We start from the raw sequence: 20490 nt of genomic DNA on the forward strand, positions 1-20490 counted from the left end.
ATATAGGAGGTGCTGGCTTTCGAACATAGCCGGGCAAAGTAATCCTCCATTTGAAAGAGCTGCCCTTTTCGGGCAGCTCTTTCTGTCTGTTCATGTTATGTGTTAAACTAGCTAAGATACTTGCGTAACGGAGGAACATACGTGTACATTTTTTATTTAGTAGCAATTGCCGTTGTGGCGATTGATCAATGGACAAAATGGTTAGTTGTAAAAAATATGGAGCTAGGTGAACGAATTGTCTTAATGGACCCTACATTTGCTTTACTTTCCCATCGCAATCGTGGAGCGGCGTGGGGAATGTTGGAAGGGCAGATGTGGCTATTTACAATCGTCACCATCGTCGTGGTCATTGGTATTTTGTATTACTTTCATAAAGAAGCAAAAGGAAAGCCATACTTTCAATTAAGTTTGATGGTTTTACTTGGTGGTACTCTTGGGAATTTTATTGATCGTTTGTTCCGTGGTGAAGTAGTGGATTTTGCTGACGTTCTTATCCCGGTCATTAATTATGAATTCCCGATTTTTAACGTTGCTGATGCAGCATTAACTATCGGCGTGATTATGCTCATCGTCGTATTGTATTTTGAAGAAAAAGCAGAAAAAGCTGCAAAGAGAAAAGGTGAATAGATGGAAGATTTTACGTATAAGATTTCAGAACAACAAAAAGGTGAACGAATCGATAAAGCATTGGCAACGCTTGAAGCGGATTGGTCTCGCAGTCAAATTCAAATTTGGCTGAAAGATGGAGCGGTTCTGGTCAACGGCGAATCAGCAAAATCGAATTACAAAGTAAAACCAAATGATGTTATTAATGTTACTGTACCGGATGCAGAAATTCTGGATATCGAAGCAGAAGACTTAAACCTTGAAATCGTTTATGAAGATGAAGATGTTTTAGTAGTGAATAAACCACGCGGCATGGTCGTACATCCTGCTCCTGGCCATACTTCAGGGACACTTGTAAATGGTTTGATGTATCAAGTGAAGGATTTGTCGGGTATTAATGGTGTTATGCGTCCAGGTATTGTACACCGTATCGATAAAGATACTTCAGGCTTATTAATGGTTGCAAAAAATGATAAAGCGCATGAATCATTAGTAGATCAATTGGTGAAAAAGACAGTTACTCGAAAATACACAGCTTTAGTCCATGGGCATATTCCACATGACAAAGGAACTGTTGATGCACCAATCGGACGTGATGCACGTGATCGTCAAAGCATGGCTGTCATTGATAAAGGTAAACATGCCGTAACGCATTTCCGTGTTTTGGAACGCTTTGGCAACTTCACATTGGTTGAGTGCCGTCTGGAAACAGGCCGTACACATCAGATTCGTGTGCATATGAAATACATTGGTTTCCCGCTTGCAGGTGACCCTAAGTATGGACCGAAAAAAACGATTGATTTTGACGGTCAAGCGTTGCATGCCGGGGTTCTAGGTTTCATTCATCCTCGTACGGAAGAGTACTTGGAATTTGAAGCGCCGTTGCCTGCAGAGTTCCAGGCTTTGCTAGAAGAAATGAAATCAAATGTTGACAGCAAAGAAAAGTAAATCTATACTTATAAAAAGTGTAGAGCGCAATTCAAAGCTCATACTCGAAATTCCTAAACAATACAAAATTTAATAGAACACCTTTAAAAACAGTCCAGAGAGGCTGAGAAGGTAACAGTGAACGTATAAAAACACATGCTGTGTGTTCCTATACGCCTAATTTTCTGCATTCACACCCTCTCATCCATTTTCGGACGAGAGGGTTTTTATTTTGCGAAAAATAATGACTAGCTACAAGCGGCAGCCCGAGAATGACGCTTTACGCTTTTCTAATAAAAGGAGAATCTGAAATGGTTGAAAAAGCGAATATTTTGGATGAACAAGCAATTAACCGTGCATTGACACGGATAGCTCATGAAATTATTGAACGCAACAAAGGAATAGAGAATTGCATTCTCGTCGGCATCAAAACTAGAGGCGCTTATTTGGCGAATCGGCTGGCTGCCAAAATTGAAAAAATTGAAGGAAAGTCAATCAAAGCAGGCGAGCTGGATATTACATTATACAGAGACGACCTATCCATGAAAACTGAAAACAAAGAGCCACTCGTTCAACAAGTGGATATTCAACATGTTGTGACCAACCAGAAAGTGATTTTGGTTGATGACGTATTGTATACTGGCCGAACAGTAAGAGCCGCAATGGATGCGGTAATGGATTTGGGAAGACCATCACAAATTCAATTGGCAGTCTTAATCGATCGGGGTCATCGGGAATTGCCAGTACGCGCAGACTATGTCGGGAAAAATATCCCGACGGCAAGCTTGGAAAGAATCGTGGTCCGTTTGCAGGAAACAGATCATGAAGACAGTGTAACAATTTACGAATAGGTGATTGGGGGAGAATGGGATGGCAAACACACAAACAGTTTTGGACATACATGATAGGCCTTCAGCAGGTAAGCTGACAACACTAAGTATTCAACATATGTTCGCCATGTTTGGGGCGACCATACTGGTTCCACAATTGGTTGGTCTAAGTCCAGCGATTGCGCTATTGACTAGCGGTATTGCGACACTGATCTTTATGTTTGTAACGAAATTTCAAGTTCCAGCTTATCTAGGTTCTTCATTTGCCTTCATCTTGCCGATTCAAATGGCTACAAAGGAAGGTGGAATCGGAAGTGCCATGATTGGCAGTCTATTCGTCGCAATCGTCTACTTTATCGTGTCTTTGATAATTTGGAAAACAGGCTATAAATGGATTATGAAAATTTTACCACCAATCGTGGTTGCGCCCGTGATCATCGTAATCGGCTTGGCATTATCTCCTGTTGCCATCGATATGGCGATGAACATCGACCCGGATTTGGACGGAATAAAAGAATACAGCATGTTGCACTTCTCTGCTGCTTTGGTGACATTGGCTGCAGCTGTTGTCGCGACATTGTTCTTCAGAGGAATCATCAGCTTAATGCCGGTTCTAATCGGAATCATCGTTGGATACGTGTACTCCTTGATTATCGGTATTGTCAACTTCGAACCAGTAACAAAAGCAAACTGGTTGTCAGCTCCTGAATTCCTGATTCCCGGAGTAGACTATGAATTTATCATCACACCGACATTGCTTTGGTTGATGGTACCAATCGCGATTGTGACCATTTCAGAACATATCGGTCATCAATTGGTTTTAGGGAAAATCGTAAACCGCAATTACATAAAAGAGCCAGGACTTCATCGTTCATTGCTCGGTGACGGTCTTGGTACTTTCATCAGCGGTCTGTTGGGAGGACCTCCGAAAACAACCTACGGTGAAAACATCGGAGTGCTAGCGATTACTCGAGTATACAGCGTGTATGTCATTGGGGGAGCGGCTATTCTTGCTATCGCCTTTTCATTCTTCGGCAAAGTCATGGCACTCATTGCTACGATTCCAACTCCAGTGCTTGGCGGAATTTCGATTTTACTCTTCGGGATTATTGCGTCTTCAGGTCTGCGTATGTTGGTTGATAACAAGATTGATTTTGGAGACAAGCGTAACTTGGTCATTTCATCCATCATCCTGGTAATCGGGATTGGAGGAGCGAAATTACACTTCACCGAAACGTTTGAAGTCGGTGGAATGGCATTGGCTGCCTTGGTGGGTGTTCTACTAAACTTAGTCCTTCCAGGTAGACCGCAAGAAGCCATCGATTCATTGGAAGATAAATCAAATACAACATCCTTTTAATACCTAGTCCAGAGAGGCAGGAAAAGGGAAACCAACTGGTAGAGTTCCGTGACAACATGGATCTTTGCTTGAAGGTGCCCCTACAGCCTCTCAACACTTGTTGAGAGGTTTTCTTTAAGAAATACGGGAGGCTATAAAAGTGAAGCATCTATTGAGCATGAAAGACCTAAACAATACGGACATACAAACGATATTAAGTCGTGCATCACAATTTCAACAGCAAGTTTCCGCTGATTGGACTAAACAATACACAGTAGCGAATTTATTTTTTGAACCGAGTACACGAACAAAAATGAGTTTTGAGATGGCAGAGCGGAAACTTGGACTGAACGTACTTCCATTCGAAGCAGGAACATCGAGCACACTAAAAGGTGAAACTTTATACGACACAGTAAAAACATTAGAAGCAATAGGTGTGGATGCTGTGGTCATAAGGCATGAACAAGATGGTTTCTATGAAGGACTACTAGCGGGAGTAAACGTAGCGATCATCAATGGTGGAGATGGCTCGGGTCAGCACCCTACTCAATGTTTGCTTGATCTTTTTACCATCCAACAAGAGTTTGGAAAGTTTGAAGGATTGCAAATAGCAATCGTTGGGGATATTGGACATAGCCGGGTAGCCAAATCGAATGCAGAAGCGCTGACAAGATTAGGTGCTCATGTCACGTTCCTTTGTCCCCCTGAGTGGCAAGGCAACTTCGATGCAGCAAACACATGGGACAACATACTGCCGAGTGCGGATGTAGTGATGCTTTTACGGGTGCAACATGAGCGGCACGATGCCCAGTCGGATTTTTCAAAAGAAAGTTATCATCAAACTTATGGTTTGACTCGATCACGTTATGAAAAATTGAAGCCGACGGCCATCATTATGCATCCTGCGCCAATTAACCGGGATGTGGAAATAGCAGACGAGCTAGTGGAAAGTGAAAAATCACGCATATTTAAACAAATGCATAACGGTGTGTTCATACGCATGGCCATACTGGAATCCGTTTTGAAGGGGAGATCATGATGAAAAAATTCTTACAAAACATTAAATTGCTCAATGACAATAACGAATTGATGGAGGGATCCATCCTGATCGACAATGGACGCATTATAGAAATGAATCCGAAAGTAACGCCAGAAGCAGATGAAATCATAGACGGCAAAGGACATTTCGTTTCTGCAGGATTCATCGATGTCCATGTCCACTTACGCGAGCCGGGTGGCGAGCAAAAAGAAACGATTCAAACGGGTACACATGCCGCGGCAAAAGGCGGTTTCACAACCATTTGCGCAATGCCAAATACTAGACCAGTACCGGATACGGTAGAAAATCTGAGTCATGTCAACCGTCTGATTGAAGAGAATGCAGTGATTCGCGTACTGCCTTATGCCTCGATTACGATTCGAGAAGCAGGGAAGGAACGAACAGATCTGGCTGCCTTGAAAGAACATGGTGCATTTGCTTTTACGGATGATGGAGTAGGTGTACAACAGGCTGGCATGATGTTTGAAGCAATGAAGGACGCAGCGAAGCTGAATATGCCGATTGTTGCCCATTGCGAAGACAATACACTCATTTACGCTGGCGTCATGCACGAAGGGACGAAAAATAAAGAATTGGGTCTTAAAGGGATTCCATCCATTGCGGAATCTGTGCATATTGCGAGAGATATTTTACTAGCTGAAGCAGCAGGGGCACACTATCATGTTTGCCACGTAAGTACGAAAGAATCTGTTCGAGTAATCAGAGATGCCAAAAAGGCTGGGGTTCGGGTAACTGCTGAAGTCAGTCCACACCACCTACTATTATGTGAAGACGACATTCCAGGAAACGATGCGAACTGGAAAATGAATCCACCACTGCGAGCGAAAGAAGATTTGCAAGCATTAATCGAAGGATTGGAAGATGGGACACTTGATTTTATCGCCACAGATCATGCCCCTCATACAGAACAGGAAAAAGGCAACGGCATGGAACAAGCACCATTTGGAATCGTCGGATTAGAAACGGCTTTCCCATTGCTGTATACCCATTTTGTGAAGAGTGGAAAATGGACGTTAGCTCAATTGGTTGAATGGATGACGAGAAAACCGGCCGATGTTTTCGGACTGCCTTATGGTCGTCTGCATATGGGCGAATCAGCGGACTTAGTATTCATTGACTTGTCGAGAGAACAAGATATTGAAACTGCAACGTTTGTGTCAAAAGGAAAAAATACACCGTTCCAAAATTGGACATGTACCGGTTGGCCGGTTATGACGATGTTTGAAGGCAATGTAATTTGGCAGGAGGAGAAATAATGATGAAAAGAAGCCTCATTTTAGAAACTGGAGATGTATTTAATGGAACTGCATTCGGAAGTTTGAATGCCAGTGAAGGAGAAGTCGTATTCACGACGGGTATGACAGGCTACCAGGAAACTCTATCGGATCCATCTTACTGCGGTCAAATTGTTACGATGACTTATCCTTTGATCGGCAATTACGGAATAAATCGAGATGATTTTGAATCAATTGAACCGGCAATCAAAGGAATGGTTGTCCGTGAACTGGCAAACACACCATCCAACTTCAGAAGCGATGCGACACTCAATGACTTGTTCGTAGTGAAAAACATTCCCGGCATTGAAGGAGTGGATACACGTAAACTTACGCGAATTATTCGTGAATTTGGTTCGGTAAAAGGCCATATCAGTGAAGCGGGTGCTGATGTACAAGTGGAAGAAGTAGTCGCACGATTAAAGAATACGACATTCCCGACGGATCAAGTGAAACAAGTGTCAACGAAACGTCCTTATCCAAGTCCTGGGCGAGGTAAGCGTGTAGTACTCGTCGATTTCGGAATGAAACATGGGATTTTGCGTGAACTGAACAAACGTGACTGTGATGTGGTCGTTGTACCGTATAACACAACTGCTGAAGAAATCATGGCAATTTATCCCGACGGCATTATGCTTTCAAATGGCCCTGGAGATCCAAAAGACGTTCCAGAAGCAATCACGATGATACAGAATTTAATCGGGAAGATTCCGTTATTCGGAATTTGCCTCGGTCATCAACTCTTTGCCCTTGCTAGTGGCGGAGATACATTCAAACTGAAATTTGGACACCGTGGAGCAAATCATCCAGTAAAAGATTTGGAGTCTGGCAAAACGGAAATTACTTCCCAAAACCATGGCTATGCAGTGGATCCTGAATCATTGAAAGTAACGCGTTTGAAAGTTACGCACACTGCTTTGAATGACGGCACAGTGGAAGGCTTAAAACATTTGGATGCTGCCGCTTTTACAGTGCAATACCATCCTGAAGCATCACCTGGACCAGAAGATTCCAATCACTTATTTGATCGATTCATCGAATTAATGAACGCCAATGTGAAAGGGGAAAAAAAACATGCCTAAACGTAAAGATATAGAAACCATTCTCGTCATCGGATCCGGTCCGATTGTCATCGGTCAAGCAGCTGAATTTGACTATGCTGGAACACAAGCATGTCTAGCTTTAAAAGAAGAAGGCTATCGTGTCATTCTCATCAACTCAAATCCAGCAACTATCATGACCGATACTGAAATTGCAGACAAAGTCTATATCGAACCGATTACATTGGATTTCGTCAGTCGAATTCTACGCAAAGAACGTCCAGATGCCCTTCTGCCTACTCTAGGTGGACAAACAGGCTTGAACATGGCGATTGAATTGGACGAATCAGGAATTCTGCAAGAGTTGAACATTGAAATACTAGGCACGAAATTGGAAGCCATTCATAAAGCGGAAGATCGTGATCTATTCCGTACGCTGATGAACGACTTGAACGAACCCGTTCCGGAAAGTGACATCATTCATAACATGCAGGAAGCCGAGGCATTCGTTGAACGTATCGGTTACCCTGTCATCGTCCGTCCTGCATTTACGCTTGGTGGAACTGGTGGAGGAATATGCCACAACGACGAAGAGCTTCTTGAAACAGTGACGAGTGGTCTAAAATACAGTCCTGTTACACAGTGTCTACTTGAAAAATCAATCGCTGGCTTCAAAGAAGTAGAATACGAGGTTATGAGAGACTCCAATGACAATGCCATCGTAGTCTGCAATATGGAGAACATTGACCCGGTAGGTATTCATACAGGAGATTCCATCGTCGTTGCGCCAAGTCAGACGTTATCAGACCGTGAGTATCAAATGTTGCGCAATGTCTCCCTTAAAATTATCCGCGCCCTAAAAATCGAAGGGGGCTGTAACGTTCAGTTAGCACTGGATCCATACAGCTTCAACTACTATATCATCGAAGTTAATCCAAGGGTCAGCCGTTCTTCTGCTCTGGCGTCAAAAGCGACAGGATACCCGATCGCCAAACTGGCTGCTAAAATTGCAGTTGGTTTGACACTGGATGAAATGATGAATCCCGTTACAGGAAAAACTTATGCATGCTTTGAGCCTGCGCTCGATTATGTCGTCACTAAAATTCCGCGCTGGCCATTTGATAAATTCGAATCGGCTAAACGCAATTTAGGTACACAAATGAAAGCAACAGGAGAAGTAATGGCGATGGGAAGAACGTTCGAGGAATCTATTCTGAAAGCTGTGCGTTCACTTGAGACAGGACAATTCCATTTAGATCTGAAAAATGCGGATGCCATGTCAGATGAATGGATTGAAAAACGTATCCGACGTGCAGGTGATGAACGACTGTTCTTCATTGGGGAAGCTTTAAGACGAGGAGTTACGATTGACACCATACATGAGTGGAGTCAAATCGATTTATTCTTCCTTAATAAATTTCAAAATATCGTGAAGTACGAAGAAGTGGTTTCTAGCCATCCGTTTGATTTCGAAGTGGCGAAAAAGGCGAAGCGCATGGGGTTTGCAGATGCAACGCTAGCAGCATTATGGAATAGCGATGAATTGACCATCTACAACTGGAGAAAAGAACTGAACTTGATTCCAGTCTTTAAAATGGTGGATACATGTGCAGCAGAATTTGAATCTGAAACACCTTATTTCTACGGAACATACGAAGATGAAAATGAATCAATCAAGACAGATAAAGAAAGTGTCATCGTGCTTGGATCAGGACCAATCCGAATCGGACAAGGGGTCGAGTTTGACTATGCAACCGTGCATTCTGTATGGGCAATCAAAGAAGCAGGTTATGAAGCCATCATTATCAATAGCAACCCAGAAACAGTATCAACGGATTTCTCCATCTCGGACAAGCTTTATTTTGAACCTTTAACAATTGAAGATGTCATGCACATAGTGGATCTGGAACAACCGAAAGGCGTTGTCGTTCAGTTCGGAGGACAAACAGCCATCAACTTAGCGGATAAACTGCAGGAACGTGGTGTTCAAATCCTGGGAACTACTTTGGAAGATCTGGACCGTGCAGAAAATCGCGATAAATTTGAACGTGCACTGCATGAAATCGGTATTCCGCAACCAATGGGCAAGACAGCTGTTTCAGCAGAACAAGCAGTGGCAATCGGTAATGAAATCGGCTATCCGGTATTAGTCCGTCCTTCATACGTCTTAGGCGGACGTGCTATGCAAATTGTATACAATCAAGAAGAACTTGCTCATTACATGGAACATGCAGTGCAGGCAAGTCCGGAGCATCCAGTATTGGTCGACCGTTACTTAACTGGCACCGAAATTGAAGTCGATGCCATCTCAGACGGTGAAAATGTGTGCATTCCAGGAATTATGGAACATATCGAACGAGCGGGTGTTCACTCGGGTGACTCGATTGCAGTCTACCCACCACAGAATTTAACGTGCGAACAAGTGAATACGCTCGTGGATTACACGACTCGACTTGCAAAAGGCCTGAACATCATTGGTTTACTGAATATCCAATATGTTATCTCGAAAGGCGAAGTTTATGTGATTGAAGTGAATCCACGTTCAAGCCGAACGGTTCCTTTCCTAAGTAAGATTACGAATATTCCAATGGCGAAGATTGCGACAAAAGCAATTTTGGGACAATCGCTCCCTTCTCAAGGAATTGCAAATGGACTTGCGCCTTCACCTAGAGGTGTTTTCGTGAAAGTACCAGTATTCAGCTTTGCGAAACTGCGCCGAGTGGATATTACATTGGGACCTGAAATGAAATCGACCGGGGAAGTAATGGGGAAAGATATCACGCTTGAAAAAGCGCTTTATAAAGGCTTAGTGGCTGCAGGAATGGAAATCAAAGATCACGGTTCAGTATTGATGACGATCGCCGATAAGGATAAAGAAGAAGCAGTATCGATTGCGAATCGCTTCACGTCGATCGGTTACAGAATTCTTGCTACTGAAGGAACAGCAAATGCCTTAAAAGAAGCGGGAATACCTGTTACAACAGTTAATAAAATTGGCAGTGAAGGTCCGACTTTACTGGATTACATCCAAAAAGGTGACGCCCAGTTCGTCATTAACACGTTAACAAAAGGTAAATTGCCGGAGAGTGATGGGTTCCGAATCCGACGTGAGTCTGTAGAAAATGGAATTCCTTGCTTAACATCGCTGGACACAGCAGAAGCGATGTTACGAGTCATTGAATCGATGACATTCCAAGCTGAGGAAATGCCGACACAGGGGGTTTTTGCATGATTAGACAAGAGCGCATGCGCATCGTCAAACATAAAGAGATCGCTCAAAATATTTTCGAAATGACGGTGAGTGGCCAACTTGTACAGGACATGACAAGTCCGGGTCAATTTGTTCACATCCGTGTTTCGGATAGCTATGAGCCTTTGCTCCGCAGACCAATCAGCATTGCGTCAATTGACCGAGATGTGTTGGAGTTCACAATGATTTATCGTGCTGAAGGCCGAGGAACTTCATTGCTCGCGCTTAAAATGGTTGGAGAAGAAATAGATGTTTTGGGTCCTCTTGGCAACGGCTTTCCCGTTGAGGAAGCATCACCAGGTGAAACAGTTGTGTTGATTGGAGGGGGAATCGGTGTTCCTCCTTTATATGAACTATCTAAAAGACTTGTTGATAAAGGTGTCAAACCGATTCATGTACTTGGCTTCCAGTCAAAAGAAGCTGTCTTTTACGAAGATTTCTTCCGAGAACTTGGTGAAACGCATATTGTCACAGTAGATGGATCACACGGTCAACAAGGATTTGTCACGACGGTGCTATCTGAATTACAACCCGAATTTTCATCATACTTTACGTGTGGTCCAACTGGAATGCTTGCGGCTATTCAGAATATGTATCCGGATCGAAAAGGGTTTCTATCGTTTGAAGAACGCATGGGTTGCGGACTTGGAGCTTGTTTCGCTTGTGTCTGCAAAACCACTGATCAAACAGATGTGGACTATGTAAAAGTGTGCTCGGATGGTCCAGTATTTCCTGCAGGGGTGGTGTCCGTATGAATCGATTAGCGATAGAATTACCAGGATTATCATTGAAAAATCCAATTATGCCGGCTTCCGGGTGTTTCGGATTTGGCAAAGAATATGCTCGATTGTATGACTTATCAAAACTTGGAGCGATTATGATCAAAGCAACGACACTTGAGACGCGTTTAGGAAATCCTACACCACGTGTTGCAGAAACTTCATCCGGAATGCTGAATGCAATTGGACTTCAAAATCCAGGTCTGGAAAAAGTGATTGCTGAAGAGCTGAAGTGGCTGGAGCAATATGATGTGCCTATAATTGCAAATGTTGCCGGCACGTTGACGGAAGATTATGTGGAAGTTGCGAAACATATATCAAAAGCAAAAAATGTCCATGCTTTGGAATTGAATATTTCTTGTCCGAACGTAAAATGCGGAGGCATTACTTTTGGAACCGATCCGTCGGTTGCTGCAGAACTGACTGCAGCCGTAAAAGAAGTTTCGGAAGTTCCGGTTTATGTAAAATTATCCCCAAATGTAACCGATATAGGTGAAATTGCTCGAGCAGTTGAAGCTGGAGGAGCTGATGGCATAACGATGATTAATACGCTCATTGGAATGCGATTGGATACAAGAACAGGGAGACCAGTCATTGCCAACGGGACTGGAGGATTATCGGGTCCTGCAGTCAAACCGGTAGCTTTGCGTATGGTGTATGAAGTTGCCAAACAAGTGTCTATTCCAATCATCGGAATGGGGGGCGTTGCGACGGTTGACGATGTCATTGATTTCATGTCGGCAGGCGCAAGTGCCGTAGCTGTAGGAACAGCAAACTTCGTTGATCCATTTGTTTGTCCGACGATCATTGATCAATTACCTGAGAAACTCGATTGGTTAGGTCTGAATCATATCTCAGAATTAGTGGGGAGGAGTCACCGATGAACAATCAAAACCCTATAATAGCGCTTGATTTTTCAACAAAAAATGAGGTCATCCACTTTTTGAAGCCGTTCGATGAAAAACTGTTTGTCAAAGTTGGTATGGAACTTTATTTACAAGAAGGACCATCGATCGTAACGGACTTAAAAGGAATGGGACACGACGTTTTCCTGGATTTGAAACTGCACGATATTCCGAATACAGTCAAATCCGCCATGCGCGGACTTGCTAAGCTTGGTGCAGATATGGTGAACGTCCATGCAGCAGGTGGGTTGCAAATGATGGAGAGTGCATTAGAAGGACTAGAAGCGGGAACTGCAACAGGAAAACAACGACCATTACTTATCGGGGTTACACAATTGACCTCAACAAGCGAACAGCAAATGATAAATGAACAGAAAATCAATTTAACTTTACAGGAATCTGTTCGGCATTATGCAAGCCTTTCAAAACAGGCTGGTCTCGATGGAGTCGTTTGTTCGGTATTGGAAGCGGCAGACATTAAACGAGTTTGCGGGGAAGACTTCTTGCGGGTAACACCGGGAATACGATTGACGGATGGTTCAGAACATGACCAAATCCGTATCGCGACACCTGATGTGGCATGTAAAGAAGGTTCTTCCTTGATTGTAGTAGGCCGAGCCATCACTCAATCGGAAAATCCAGTAGAGACATATCATTTGGTGAAACAACAATGGGAGGTTTTACAATGAAAAGTCAGCAACATGAAATAGCAGGAGCATTATTGTCGATAGGTGCTGTGGAATTACGACCTCAAGATCCATTTACATGGACTTCCGGAATATCTTCACCGATTTATTGTGACAACCGTTTGACCATGTCGAGTCCAACTGTACGTAAACAAATTGCCGAAGCTTTAGCGGCAAATATCCGTGAGTTTTTCCCACAAACAGAAGTAGTAGCTGGGACGGCGACAGCGGGCATTCCACACGCTGCGTGGGTAAGTGATGTCCTAAATTTGCCTATGGTCTATGTCCGTTCAAAAGCTAAAGAGCATGGACGTGGCAATCAAATTGAAGGAAAAATCGTACCAGGCCAAAAAGTGATTGTCGTGGAAGATTTGATCTCGACAGGTGGCAGCAGCATCGAGGCCGTTCGTGCGCTGGAACAGGAAGGCTGCGAAGTTCTGGGTGTGGTGTGTATCTTTACATATCATTTAAAACGAGCGGACGAATTATTTGAAGAAGCAGGAATTCCATATGTCAGCTTAACAAACTTTGATGCATTAATCGAAGAGGCATCACTTGCGAAGCAAATCGCTGACGAAGACAAACCTAAGCTGATGGAGTGGCATGAAAAACTGAAATACGGGAAGCTATAAAGACGGACTGAATTTCAGTTACATATAAATAAATCCCTAAAAAATAGGATGCCAGTGCACTTGTTGCACACAGGCATCCTATTTTTAATCTTACATATCTTTTCTGACTTCTGAAATAATTGAATTCCCTTCAGTAATCATTAATAACGCTAATATGACGAATAAGATTCCCAAAGGGAAATAAATAATTTTTATTAAAATATTGGCCATTTTCAGAGGGGAAATCATTTTGAGAAGAATGACAAAAAACCCGAAAATGAAAATTGTATTGAGCAAACGAAGTTTACTATTCTTCTCTAAAGTTTGTTCTACTTTCTCAACAAATTTACCATTTATCATATGAATTCCTACTCTTGCAAAGTTAATAGCATGCAAGGGGGTCATTATATAAAAAATATTGTTAGAAACATGAGTACTTCCCACTTTCACTGGTTCCAATTTACCGTTCTTATCATATACTACAGAATGGTGTTTTTTGCTTTTAAAAGTTATCAGAAAAAGCCATCCAACAATTTGTTGGATGGCTTTCGTGTATCTTATTTTCGAAGGCTCCTCACTAAATCTTCACTTGGTGTCACAAAAACCGTCTTTTGTTCAAAATAAATAACGAATCCGGGTTTTGAGCCATTCGGTTTTTTTACATGGCGTACTTCTGTATAATCCACCGGCACGGAAGAAGAGTCACGTGCTTTACTGAAATAAGCTGCCAGTCCCGCTGCTTCCAAAATCGACGTTTCATCCGGTTCATTGTCATGAATGACGACATGGGATCCAGGAATATCTTTTGTATGGAACCAAGTTTGTGATTTATTAGCGATTTTAAATGTTAAATAATCATTTTGCTTGTTATTTTTTCCTACCGAAATTGGCAATCCTGTAGAGGATACGAAATTTTCAGGTGTTGGTTTCACGACTTTCTTTTTCTTTTTCGAAATGCGGGCTTTCATCCAGCCTTGTTCGGCAAGTTCTTCGCGAATCTCTTCAATATCCTGTGGAGATGCTTGCATGACTTGTTGTTGCAGCATTTCCAAATAATCGATATCGTCTTTGGTCTTATCCATTTGTTGTTGCGTTTTCAATAAAGCAGTTTTGGCTTTGTTGTATTTTGTGAAAAAACTTTGTGCATTTTCAACCGGCGTTTTTCTAAGGCTCAATGGGATGGTGATGACGGCATTCTCTTCATCGTAATAATTTATCACTTGAGCTTCGGTCATTCCTTTTTTGAGCGTATAGAGGTTGGCCATCAAAAGTTCGCCATGGAGTTGGAACGTTTCCAGTTTTTCTGCGTTTGATTTTTCTTTCGCGAGTTTCTTCATTTTTAATTTCAACTTGTCGAGTTCATTTTGCAACCAGCGTTCCAAATCGCCTGCTTGCTGTTTAACTCGATCGCGTTCTGCGCGTGCAAAGTACACTTTATCTAGTAATAAACCAAGCGAATCATAGTGTACTTTGTTGCCTTCGATGTGGGAAAGATCAACACTTGAGAAAATGGCTTTATTGCCACTTTCCACATACGTACCTTTAGGTTGGGCATTATTAAATTCATCGAGGAATTTGCGATACACTTCATATTTGGATTCGTTGCTGTCAGCTAGACGATAAGCGAGTTCTTTTGCCTGAAGTGGAGAAAAGCCAGCAAGCTGAGACAGAATGGCTTTGGAAACATCGTCTGTATCCAGCAATTCGTTCAACAATGATTCGTCCACTTCATATGGGTTCACTTTATCTTGTTTCGGTGGTGCGATATGTGGTTGACCTGGCAAAATCGTTCTATAGCTGTTCACAGAAGGTGATAGATGTTTTAAACTGTCCAAAATTAGATTTCGTTCAGGATCCACCAAAATGACATTGCTGTGTCGGCCCATGATTTCGATATGGAGTTCCCGTACCATGTCGTCCCCGATTTCATTTTTACTTTCCACACGCAAAATAATCACGCGATCCATTTCGAGTTGGGAAATGGATGAAATGAATCCACCTTCCAGATGTTTTCGTAATAACATGCAAAACATTGGTGGTTCTGAAGGGTTATCAATCGCTTCGTTCGTGACATGAATGCGTGAGTAGGAAGGGTGGATGGAAATAAGTAAGCGGCTGTTTTTTCCGGCCGCACGGATATGCAACACAATTTCTTGTGAGTTAGGTTGGTGTATTTTCGAAATTCTTCCGGATACCAATTGTTGAAGTTCGTGCGTCATTGCTTTTGTAAATAAGCCATCAAATGCCATAAGTATTCCTCTTTCAAAACGTTTTGCTCTATCTTATCATTTTACAAAGGAAATGTGATATAATTGCCTAAGTGTGTAACAAAGAAAGTTGAAGCTCTTTAGGGGGAACGACTGTGCCAAATCTTAAGTTTATTAATATCGGAAACGGTAGTGTGGTCGCAGTTGAACGAATCATCTCCATCTTGCAGCCTGAATCTGCGCCGATTAAGCGTCTCGTTCAAGAGGCAAGGGACAAAGGGTTTTTGATTGACGCAACTTATGGTAAAAAAACCCGCGCGATATTTGTTATGGATAGTGAACATGTGGTTTTATCTGCAGTCCATGCTGAAACCATGGTGACACGTGTGATAGATCAAGCCGAATAGATAAAAAGAGGGATTGAATGCGAAAAGAACGTGGATTATTAATCGTCCTTTCAGGGCCATCAGGTGTCGGGAAAGGTACTGTGCGAAAAGAATTGTTTTCACAGCCTGACACAAATTATGAATATTCGATTTCAATGACGACAAGAAAGCCGCGTGAAGGCGAAGTCGATGGTGTCGATTATTTTTTTAAATCCCACGAGGATTTTGAACAATTAATCGGAGAAGGCCGTTTATTAGAATACGCTTCTTATGTTGGGAACTATTATGGAACTCCGTTAGATTATGTAAACGAGACATTGGATGCCGGTCGGGATGTATTTCTGGAAATTGAAGTGCAAGGTGCATCGCAAGTTCGCGATAAAGTACCAGACGGCTTATTTATTTTCCTGGCTCCACCAAGTTTAACGGAACTGCAACAACGTCTGGTAGGTCGTGGCACAGAAACAGAAGATGTGATTGCTTCACGAATTTTAGCAGCACGACAAGAACTTGAAATGATGAACTTGTATGATTATGTCGTCGAAAATGACGAAGTGCAATTGGCTTGCGATCGTGTAAATGCCATTGTCACTGCCGAACATTGCCGTCGAGAACGCGTTGAAAAAAGATACCTAGCTATGCTGGAAGGGGAATATTAATGTTATATCCATCAGTAGATTCATTAAAAAGCAAAATCGATTCAAAATACTCACTAGTGAGTTTGGCTTCAAAACGTGCTCGCCAATTACAAGAAGAAGGCGGAGAGCGTCTTGAGTCATATGTGTCCCTGAAGTATGTAGGCAGAGCATTGGAAGAAGTGGCATCAGGCGCTTTAACAAAAGAAGTTCAAGACGAGGCAACTATTTACGAAGACGAAATTTAAAAAATAGTATTTACTTAAAAAACTCCCTAAGACAGTCAGATGCTTTGGGAGTTTGTTGTTTGAGAAAGGAAGATTGTTCATGCTAGCAAACAAAAAAATCTTATTGTGCGTAGCTGGTGGTATTGCAGTTTATAAAGCTGTTGCCCTTGTTAGTAAATTGTCGCAAGCAGGAGCGGATGTCAAAGTCATTATGACCGAATCTGCCACAAAGTTTGTGCAGCCACTGAGCTTTCAAGTAATGTCTCGTAATGATGTTTATACAGATACATTTGATGAAAAAGATTCAAATGTCATCGCTCATATCAACCTGGCAGATTGGGCAGATTTAGTCATCGTGGCACCTGCAACAGCGAACGTCATCGGCAAACTTGCCAATGGACTTGGTGACGATATGCTGACGACGACCCTGTTAGCTACCACCGCCAAGGTTTGGATTGCACCAGCTATGAATGTACATATGTACGATCACCCCGCAGTGAAACGAAATATTTCCACTCTAGCAGCAGATGGTTATGAATTCATTGAACCGTCAGAAGGTTTTTTGGCTTGTGGGTATGTAGGAAAAGGAAGACTGGAAGAACCAGAAAAAATCGTGGCATTGGTCGACGCATTTTTTCAGCCGAAAGAATTGCCGTTGACAGGCAAAAAAGTTGTAATAACTGCTGGTCCAACACGTGAGCGAATAGATCCCGTACGATTTTTGACTAACTTTTCCTCTGGGAAAATGGGCTATGCGCTGGCTGAAGCGGCGACAAAACTTGGAGCGGAAACGGTTCTTGTCTCTGGTCCCGTTTCATTGCCAATTCCTTCAGGGGTAGCTGTTGAGAATGTGGAAAGTGCAGAAGAAATGCTGCAAGCCGTGTTACAGCATTTTGATGATGCTGATATTGTCGTGAAAACGGCAGCTGTCGCAGATTATCGTCCAAAGTTTGTATTTGGACAAAAAATGAAGAAACAAGCTGGTGACTCTACCCTAGAACTTGAACGCACTACCGATATCCTCATGACACTTGGGCAAAAGAAAACTCATCAACTGTTGATCGGTTTCGCTGCTGAAACAAACGATGTCGAGATGTATGCACAAGAAAAACTTTCAAAGAAAAATGCGGATTATATTGTAGCTAATGATGTTACAAAAGAGGATAGCGGTTTTGGGACAGACACCAATACGGTTGTGCTGATTGGCAAAGAAAATTATGTCCAGCATTTTGACAATATGACGAAAAAACAATTGGCTAATAAATTGTTCGAGACCGTTTTGGCCCGAGAGAAAGATTTACATTATGTACGCTGAAGTCATTGTTGACGTAGCGGCTTATCCCATTGATCGACCATTTGATTACGTGGTCCCTGAAAAGTTTCAAGACCTGATTGAAAGTGGCAGTCGGGTTAAAGTTCCTTTTGGCAATCGGCAAGTTCTTGGATTTGTGACGGCACTAAAAAGTGACACGGATGTCCCTGCGGAAAAACAAAAACCGATTGGTGAACTGCTCGATATTGAACCGATATTGACGCAGGAAATGCTCGAAATGACAAAATGGTTGAAACGACATACTTTATGTTACGAAATTGATGCCCTTCAAGTCATGTTGCCTTCGGCGTTACGTGCGAAGTATGAAAAGATAGTGCGCATTGTTGATCATCATGCGGAGCTTCCGCAAAGTGTACAAGCCTTGTTTCAGCAAAAAGATCAAGTAGAGTTAAAAGTAGATGAACCGAAAGAATTGCTTGCACTCATCAAAAAATTGGTGAAGGAAGACATTTTGGCACTGGAAACATCGGTCAAACAAAAAACAGCCGTGAAAAAAGTAAGAATGATTCACATCGAATCTGATATGGAACGTTTGAACCTGATTTTTGACAGCATTTCCAACCAAGCCAAGAAGCAAAAAGATGTTGTCAAATGGATGATGGATCACGCAGGAGAACGAATTGTCTCAGCAGATTTATTGAAACGTCTCAGTACGACAAATGCGGTCTTACAAGCGGTTTTAGAAAAAGGCGCAGCATCAATGCAAATGGAAGAAATCTACCGGGATCCGTATGCGGACAGAACGATAGATGTAACAACAAAACTCGCTTTAACAAATGAACAACACCTCGCACTGAGTGAAATCATCCATTCATATGCCGAACAGGATGCTAGAACTTTTCTTCTCCACGGCATTACGGGCAGTGGCAAGACAGAAGTCTATTTACAGGCGATTGAGCGTGCATTGATGGACGATAAGGAAGCCATCGTTCTAGTACCTGAGATTTCACTTACGCCACAAATGACCAATCGCTTTAAAGAACGATTTGGTTCACTTGTGGCTGTATTACACAGTGGATTATCGACTGGGGAAAAATACGATGAATGGCGAAAAATCAAACGCGGCGAAGTAAAAGTGGTCGTGGGTGCCCGTTCAGCCATATTTGCTCCATTTCAAAATGTCGGCATCATCATTTTGGATGAGGAACATGAAGGAACTTATAAGCAGGACGATTCACCTCGTTATCATGCACGAGATGTTGCAATCTGGCGAAGTGAATATCACAACTGTCCAGTTATTTTAGGAAGTGCCACGCCGTCACTTGAGTCATTTGCACGTGCCAAAAAAGGGAATTATGCTTTGTTGACGTTGGCCAACAGACCAAAAGAACAGGCATTACCTGAAGTGTCTGTCGTCGATATGCGAGAGCAATTGAAAAACGGCAACCGCTCCATGTTTTCTCTGGAACTGGCAGAAGCGATTAATGTGAGACTGGACAAGCAGGAACAGATGGTGTTGTTTCTGAATCGTCGTGGTCACTCGTCATTTGTTCTCTGTCGGGATTGTGGTACCGTGGTGGAATGTCCAAACTGTGATATTTCAATGACTTATCATCGCCATCAGGAAAAGATTAAATGTCACTATTGTGGCGAAGAGTCCCAAGTGCCTACTACTTGTCCAGAATGCAGCAGTGAGCATATCCGATTCTTTGGAACAGGTACTCAAAAAGTAGAAGAAGAAATTGCCCGACTGTTTCCAACGGCAAGGGTACTGCGTATGGATGTGGATACCACTCGGAAAAAAGGATCACATGAACACATTCTGAATCTGTTCGGAGAAGGAAAAGCAGATATTCTGCTTGGCACGCAAATGATTGCCAAGGGTCTTGATTTCCCAAATATCACATTAGTAGGGGTCTTGTCAGCTGATACAACGCTTCATTTAGCGGATTTCAGAGCTGCCGAAAAAACGTTCCAATTATTAACCCAAGTCAGTGGAAGAGCTGGAAGGCATGATAAAGCAGGGGAAGTCATCGTGCAAACCTACACCCCCGAACACTATGCCATTCAATTCGCACAATATCACGACTTTGTCCCATTTTACAATCAGGAAATGATGAACCGGAAACAATTTTTATATCCTCCATTCACATATGTCGTGCTGATTCAAATCACGCATGAAGATGTTTTGATGACTGCGGAATATGCACATAAAGCAGCAAACTGGCTCCGTGACAATTTATCTCCGCAATCTGAAATTATTGGCCCGACGGCATCGTCCATTAGTCGTTTGCAAAATAGATATCGCTATCAATGTTTGATAAAATACAAAAAAGAACCGACGCTCCCGGAAGTATTGCAGCAATTAACGCGTATTTACCGGACGGACTGGATAAAAAAAGGGATTTTAATGTCCATTGACTTAAACCCTTCATCCATCATGTGAGCGGAAATG

19 protein-coding genes are annotated in these 20490 nt (G+C 42.5%); 17 read left to right on the forward strand and 2 right to left on the reverse strand.

Annotation, left to right across the window (positions count from 1 at the left end; all coding sequences use genetic code 11):
* The first annotated feature begins 141 nt into the window (after positions 1 to 141).
* The 12 genes from lspA to pyrE all read left to right on the forward strand — a co-directional run bounded on the left by lspA (position 142) and on the right by pyrE (position 13328).
* On the forward strand, positions 142 to 627 hold the full coding sequence (gene lspA / locus AC1DSK_RS02955) for a signal peptidase II (RefSeq protein WP_477546571.1): 486 nt from the start codon (positions 142 to 144) through the stop codon (positions 625 to 627).
* Positions 628 to 1554 carry an RluA family pseudouridine synthase gene (locus AC1DSK_RS02960; RefSeq protein WP_477546570.1) on the forward strand — a complete coding sequence of 309 codons (927 nt, stop codon included), beginning with the start codon at positions 628 to 630 and terminating at the stop codon, positions 1552 to 1554. It begins immediately after the preceding gene.
* 290 nt (positions 1555 to 1844) lie between these two features.
* Positions 1845 to 2384 (forward strand): bifunctional pyr operon transcriptional regulator/uracil phosphoribosyltransferase PyrR, encoded by a 540-nt coding sequence (gene pyrR / locus AC1DSK_RS02965; RefSeq protein WP_016427752.1) that lies wholly within the window; start codon positions 1845 to 1847, stop codon positions 2382 to 2384.
* A gap of 19 nt (positions 2385 to 2403) precedes the next feature.
* On the forward strand, positions 2404 to 3723 hold the full coding sequence (locus tag AC1DSK_RS02970; protein ID WP_477546569.1) for a solute carrier family 23 protein: 1320 nt from the start codon (positions 2404 to 2406) through the stop codon (positions 3721 to 3723).
* 139 nt (positions 3724 to 3862) lie between these two features.
* On the forward strand, positions 3863 to 4741 hold the full coding sequence (locus AC1DSK_RS02975; protein WP_477546568.1) for an aspartate carbamoyltransferase catalytic subunit: 879 nt from the start codon (positions 3863 to 3865) through the stop codon (positions 4739 to 4741).
* Complete coding sequence (locus AC1DSK_RS02980; RefSeq protein WP_477546567.1) at positions 4741 to 6018, forward strand: dihydroorotase; 1278 nt, start codon at positions 4741 to 4743, stop codon at positions 6016 to 6018. Before AC1DSK_RS02975 ends, AC1DSK_RS02980 begins: the two co-directional genes overlap by 1 nt.
* On the forward strand, positions 6018 to 7118 hold the full coding sequence (locus tag AC1DSK_RS02985) for a carbamoyl phosphate synthase small subunit (protein WP_477546566.1): 1101 nt from the start codon (positions 6018 to 6020) through the stop codon (positions 7116 to 7118). The genes AC1DSK_RS02980 and AC1DSK_RS02985 overlap by 1 nt, the downstream gene beginning before the upstream one ends.
* Complete coding sequence (gene carB / locus AC1DSK_RS02990) at positions 7111 to 10308, forward strand: carbamoyl-phosphate synthase large subunit (protein ID WP_477546565.1); 3198 nt, start codon at positions 7111 to 7113, stop codon at positions 10306 to 10308. The genes AC1DSK_RS02985 and carB overlap by 8 nt, the downstream gene beginning before the upstream one ends.
* On the forward strand, positions 10305 to 11081 hold the full coding sequence (locus AC1DSK_RS02995) for a dihydroorotate dehydrogenase electron transfer subunit (protein ID WP_477546564.1): 777 nt from the start codon (positions 10305 to 10307) through the stop codon (positions 11079 to 11081). The genes carB and AC1DSK_RS02995 overlap by 4 nt, the downstream gene beginning before the upstream one ends.
* Positions 11078 to 11989, forward strand: coding sequence for a dihydroorotate dehydrogenase (locus AC1DSK_RS03000; RefSeq protein WP_477531334.1), 912 nt, complete (start codon positions 11078 to 11080; stop codon positions 11987 to 11989). The genes AC1DSK_RS02995 and AC1DSK_RS03000 overlap by 4 nt, the downstream gene beginning before the upstream one ends.
* Positions 11986 to 12699 carry an orotidine-5'-phosphate decarboxylase gene (gene pyrF / locus AC1DSK_RS03005; RefSeq protein ID WP_477546563.1) on the forward strand — a complete coding sequence of 238 codons (714 nt, stop codon included), beginning with the start codon at positions 11986 to 11988 and terminating at the stop codon, positions 12697 to 12699. Before AC1DSK_RS03000 ends, pyrF begins: the two co-directional genes overlap by 4 nt.
* Entirely contained in the window at positions 12696 to 13328 is a 633-nt protein-coding gene (gene pyrE, locus AC1DSK_RS03010) for an orotate phosphoribosyltransferase (RefSeq protein ID WP_477546562.1), read from the forward strand. Before pyrF ends, pyrE begins: the two co-directional genes overlap by 4 nt.
* Positions 13329 to 13418: 90 nt before the next feature.
* Here the strand turns inward: pyrE and AC1DSK_RS03015 are convergent, their stop codons facing one another.
* Positions 13419 to 13667: a hypothetical protein gene (locus AC1DSK_RS03015; RefSeq protein WP_477598047.1), complete on the reverse strand. Its 249-nt coding sequence runs from the start codon at positions 13665 to 13667 to the stop codon at positions 13419 to 13421.
* A gap of 197 nt (positions 13668 to 13864) precedes the next feature.
* Entirely contained in the window at positions 13865 to 15556 is a 1692-nt protein-coding gene (locus AC1DSK_RS03020) for an Rqc2 family fibronectin-binding protein (RefSeq protein ID WP_477546560.1), read from the reverse strand.
* A 113-nt stretch (positions 15557 to 15669) separates the two neighbouring features.
* On the opposite strand from AC1DSK_RS03020, the gene AC1DSK_RS03025 reads away from it, so the two are divergent.
* The 5 genes from AC1DSK_RS03025 to priA all read left to right on the forward strand — a co-directional run bounded on the left by AC1DSK_RS03025 (position 15670) and on the right by priA (position 20481).
* Complete coding sequence (locus tag AC1DSK_RS03025; RefSeq protein ID WP_477546559.1) at positions 15670 to 15921, forward strand: DUF370 domain-containing protein; 252 nt, start codon at positions 15670 to 15672, stop codon at positions 15919 to 15921.
* Positions 15922 to 15938: 17 nt separating this feature from the next.
* Positions 15939 to 16559: a guanylate kinase gene (gene gmk, locus AC1DSK_RS03030; RefSeq protein WP_016427739.1), complete on the forward strand. Its 621-nt coding sequence runs from the start codon at positions 15939 to 15941 to the stop codon at positions 16557 to 16559.
* Positions 16559 to 16783, forward strand: a complete 225-nt coding sequence (gene rpoZ / locus AC1DSK_RS03035) for a DNA-directed RNA polymerase subunit omega (RefSeq protein ID WP_016427738.1) — start codon at positions 16559 to 16561, stop codon at positions 16781 to 16783. The genes gmk and rpoZ overlap by 1 nt, the downstream gene beginning before the upstream one ends.
* 79 nt (positions 16784 to 16862) lie before the next feature.
* Positions 16863 to 18077 carry a bifunctional phosphopantothenoylcysteine decarboxylase/phosphopantothenate--cysteine ligase CoaBC gene (gene coaBC, locus AC1DSK_RS03040; RefSeq protein WP_477546558.1) on the forward strand — a complete coding sequence of 405 codons (1215 nt, stop codon included), beginning with the start codon at positions 16863 to 16865 and terminating at the stop codon, positions 18075 to 18077.
* A complete protein-coding gene (gene priA / locus AC1DSK_RS03045) occupies positions 18067 to 20481 on the forward strand; it encodes a primosomal protein N' (protein ID WP_477546557.1) in 2415 nt (804 codons plus the stop codon). Before coaBC ends, priA begins: the two co-directional genes overlap by 11 nt.
* The last annotated feature ends 9 nt before the right edge of the window (positions 20482 to 20490 follow it).

The organism is Paenisporosarcina sp. P4_B8, from assembly GCF_056402175.1.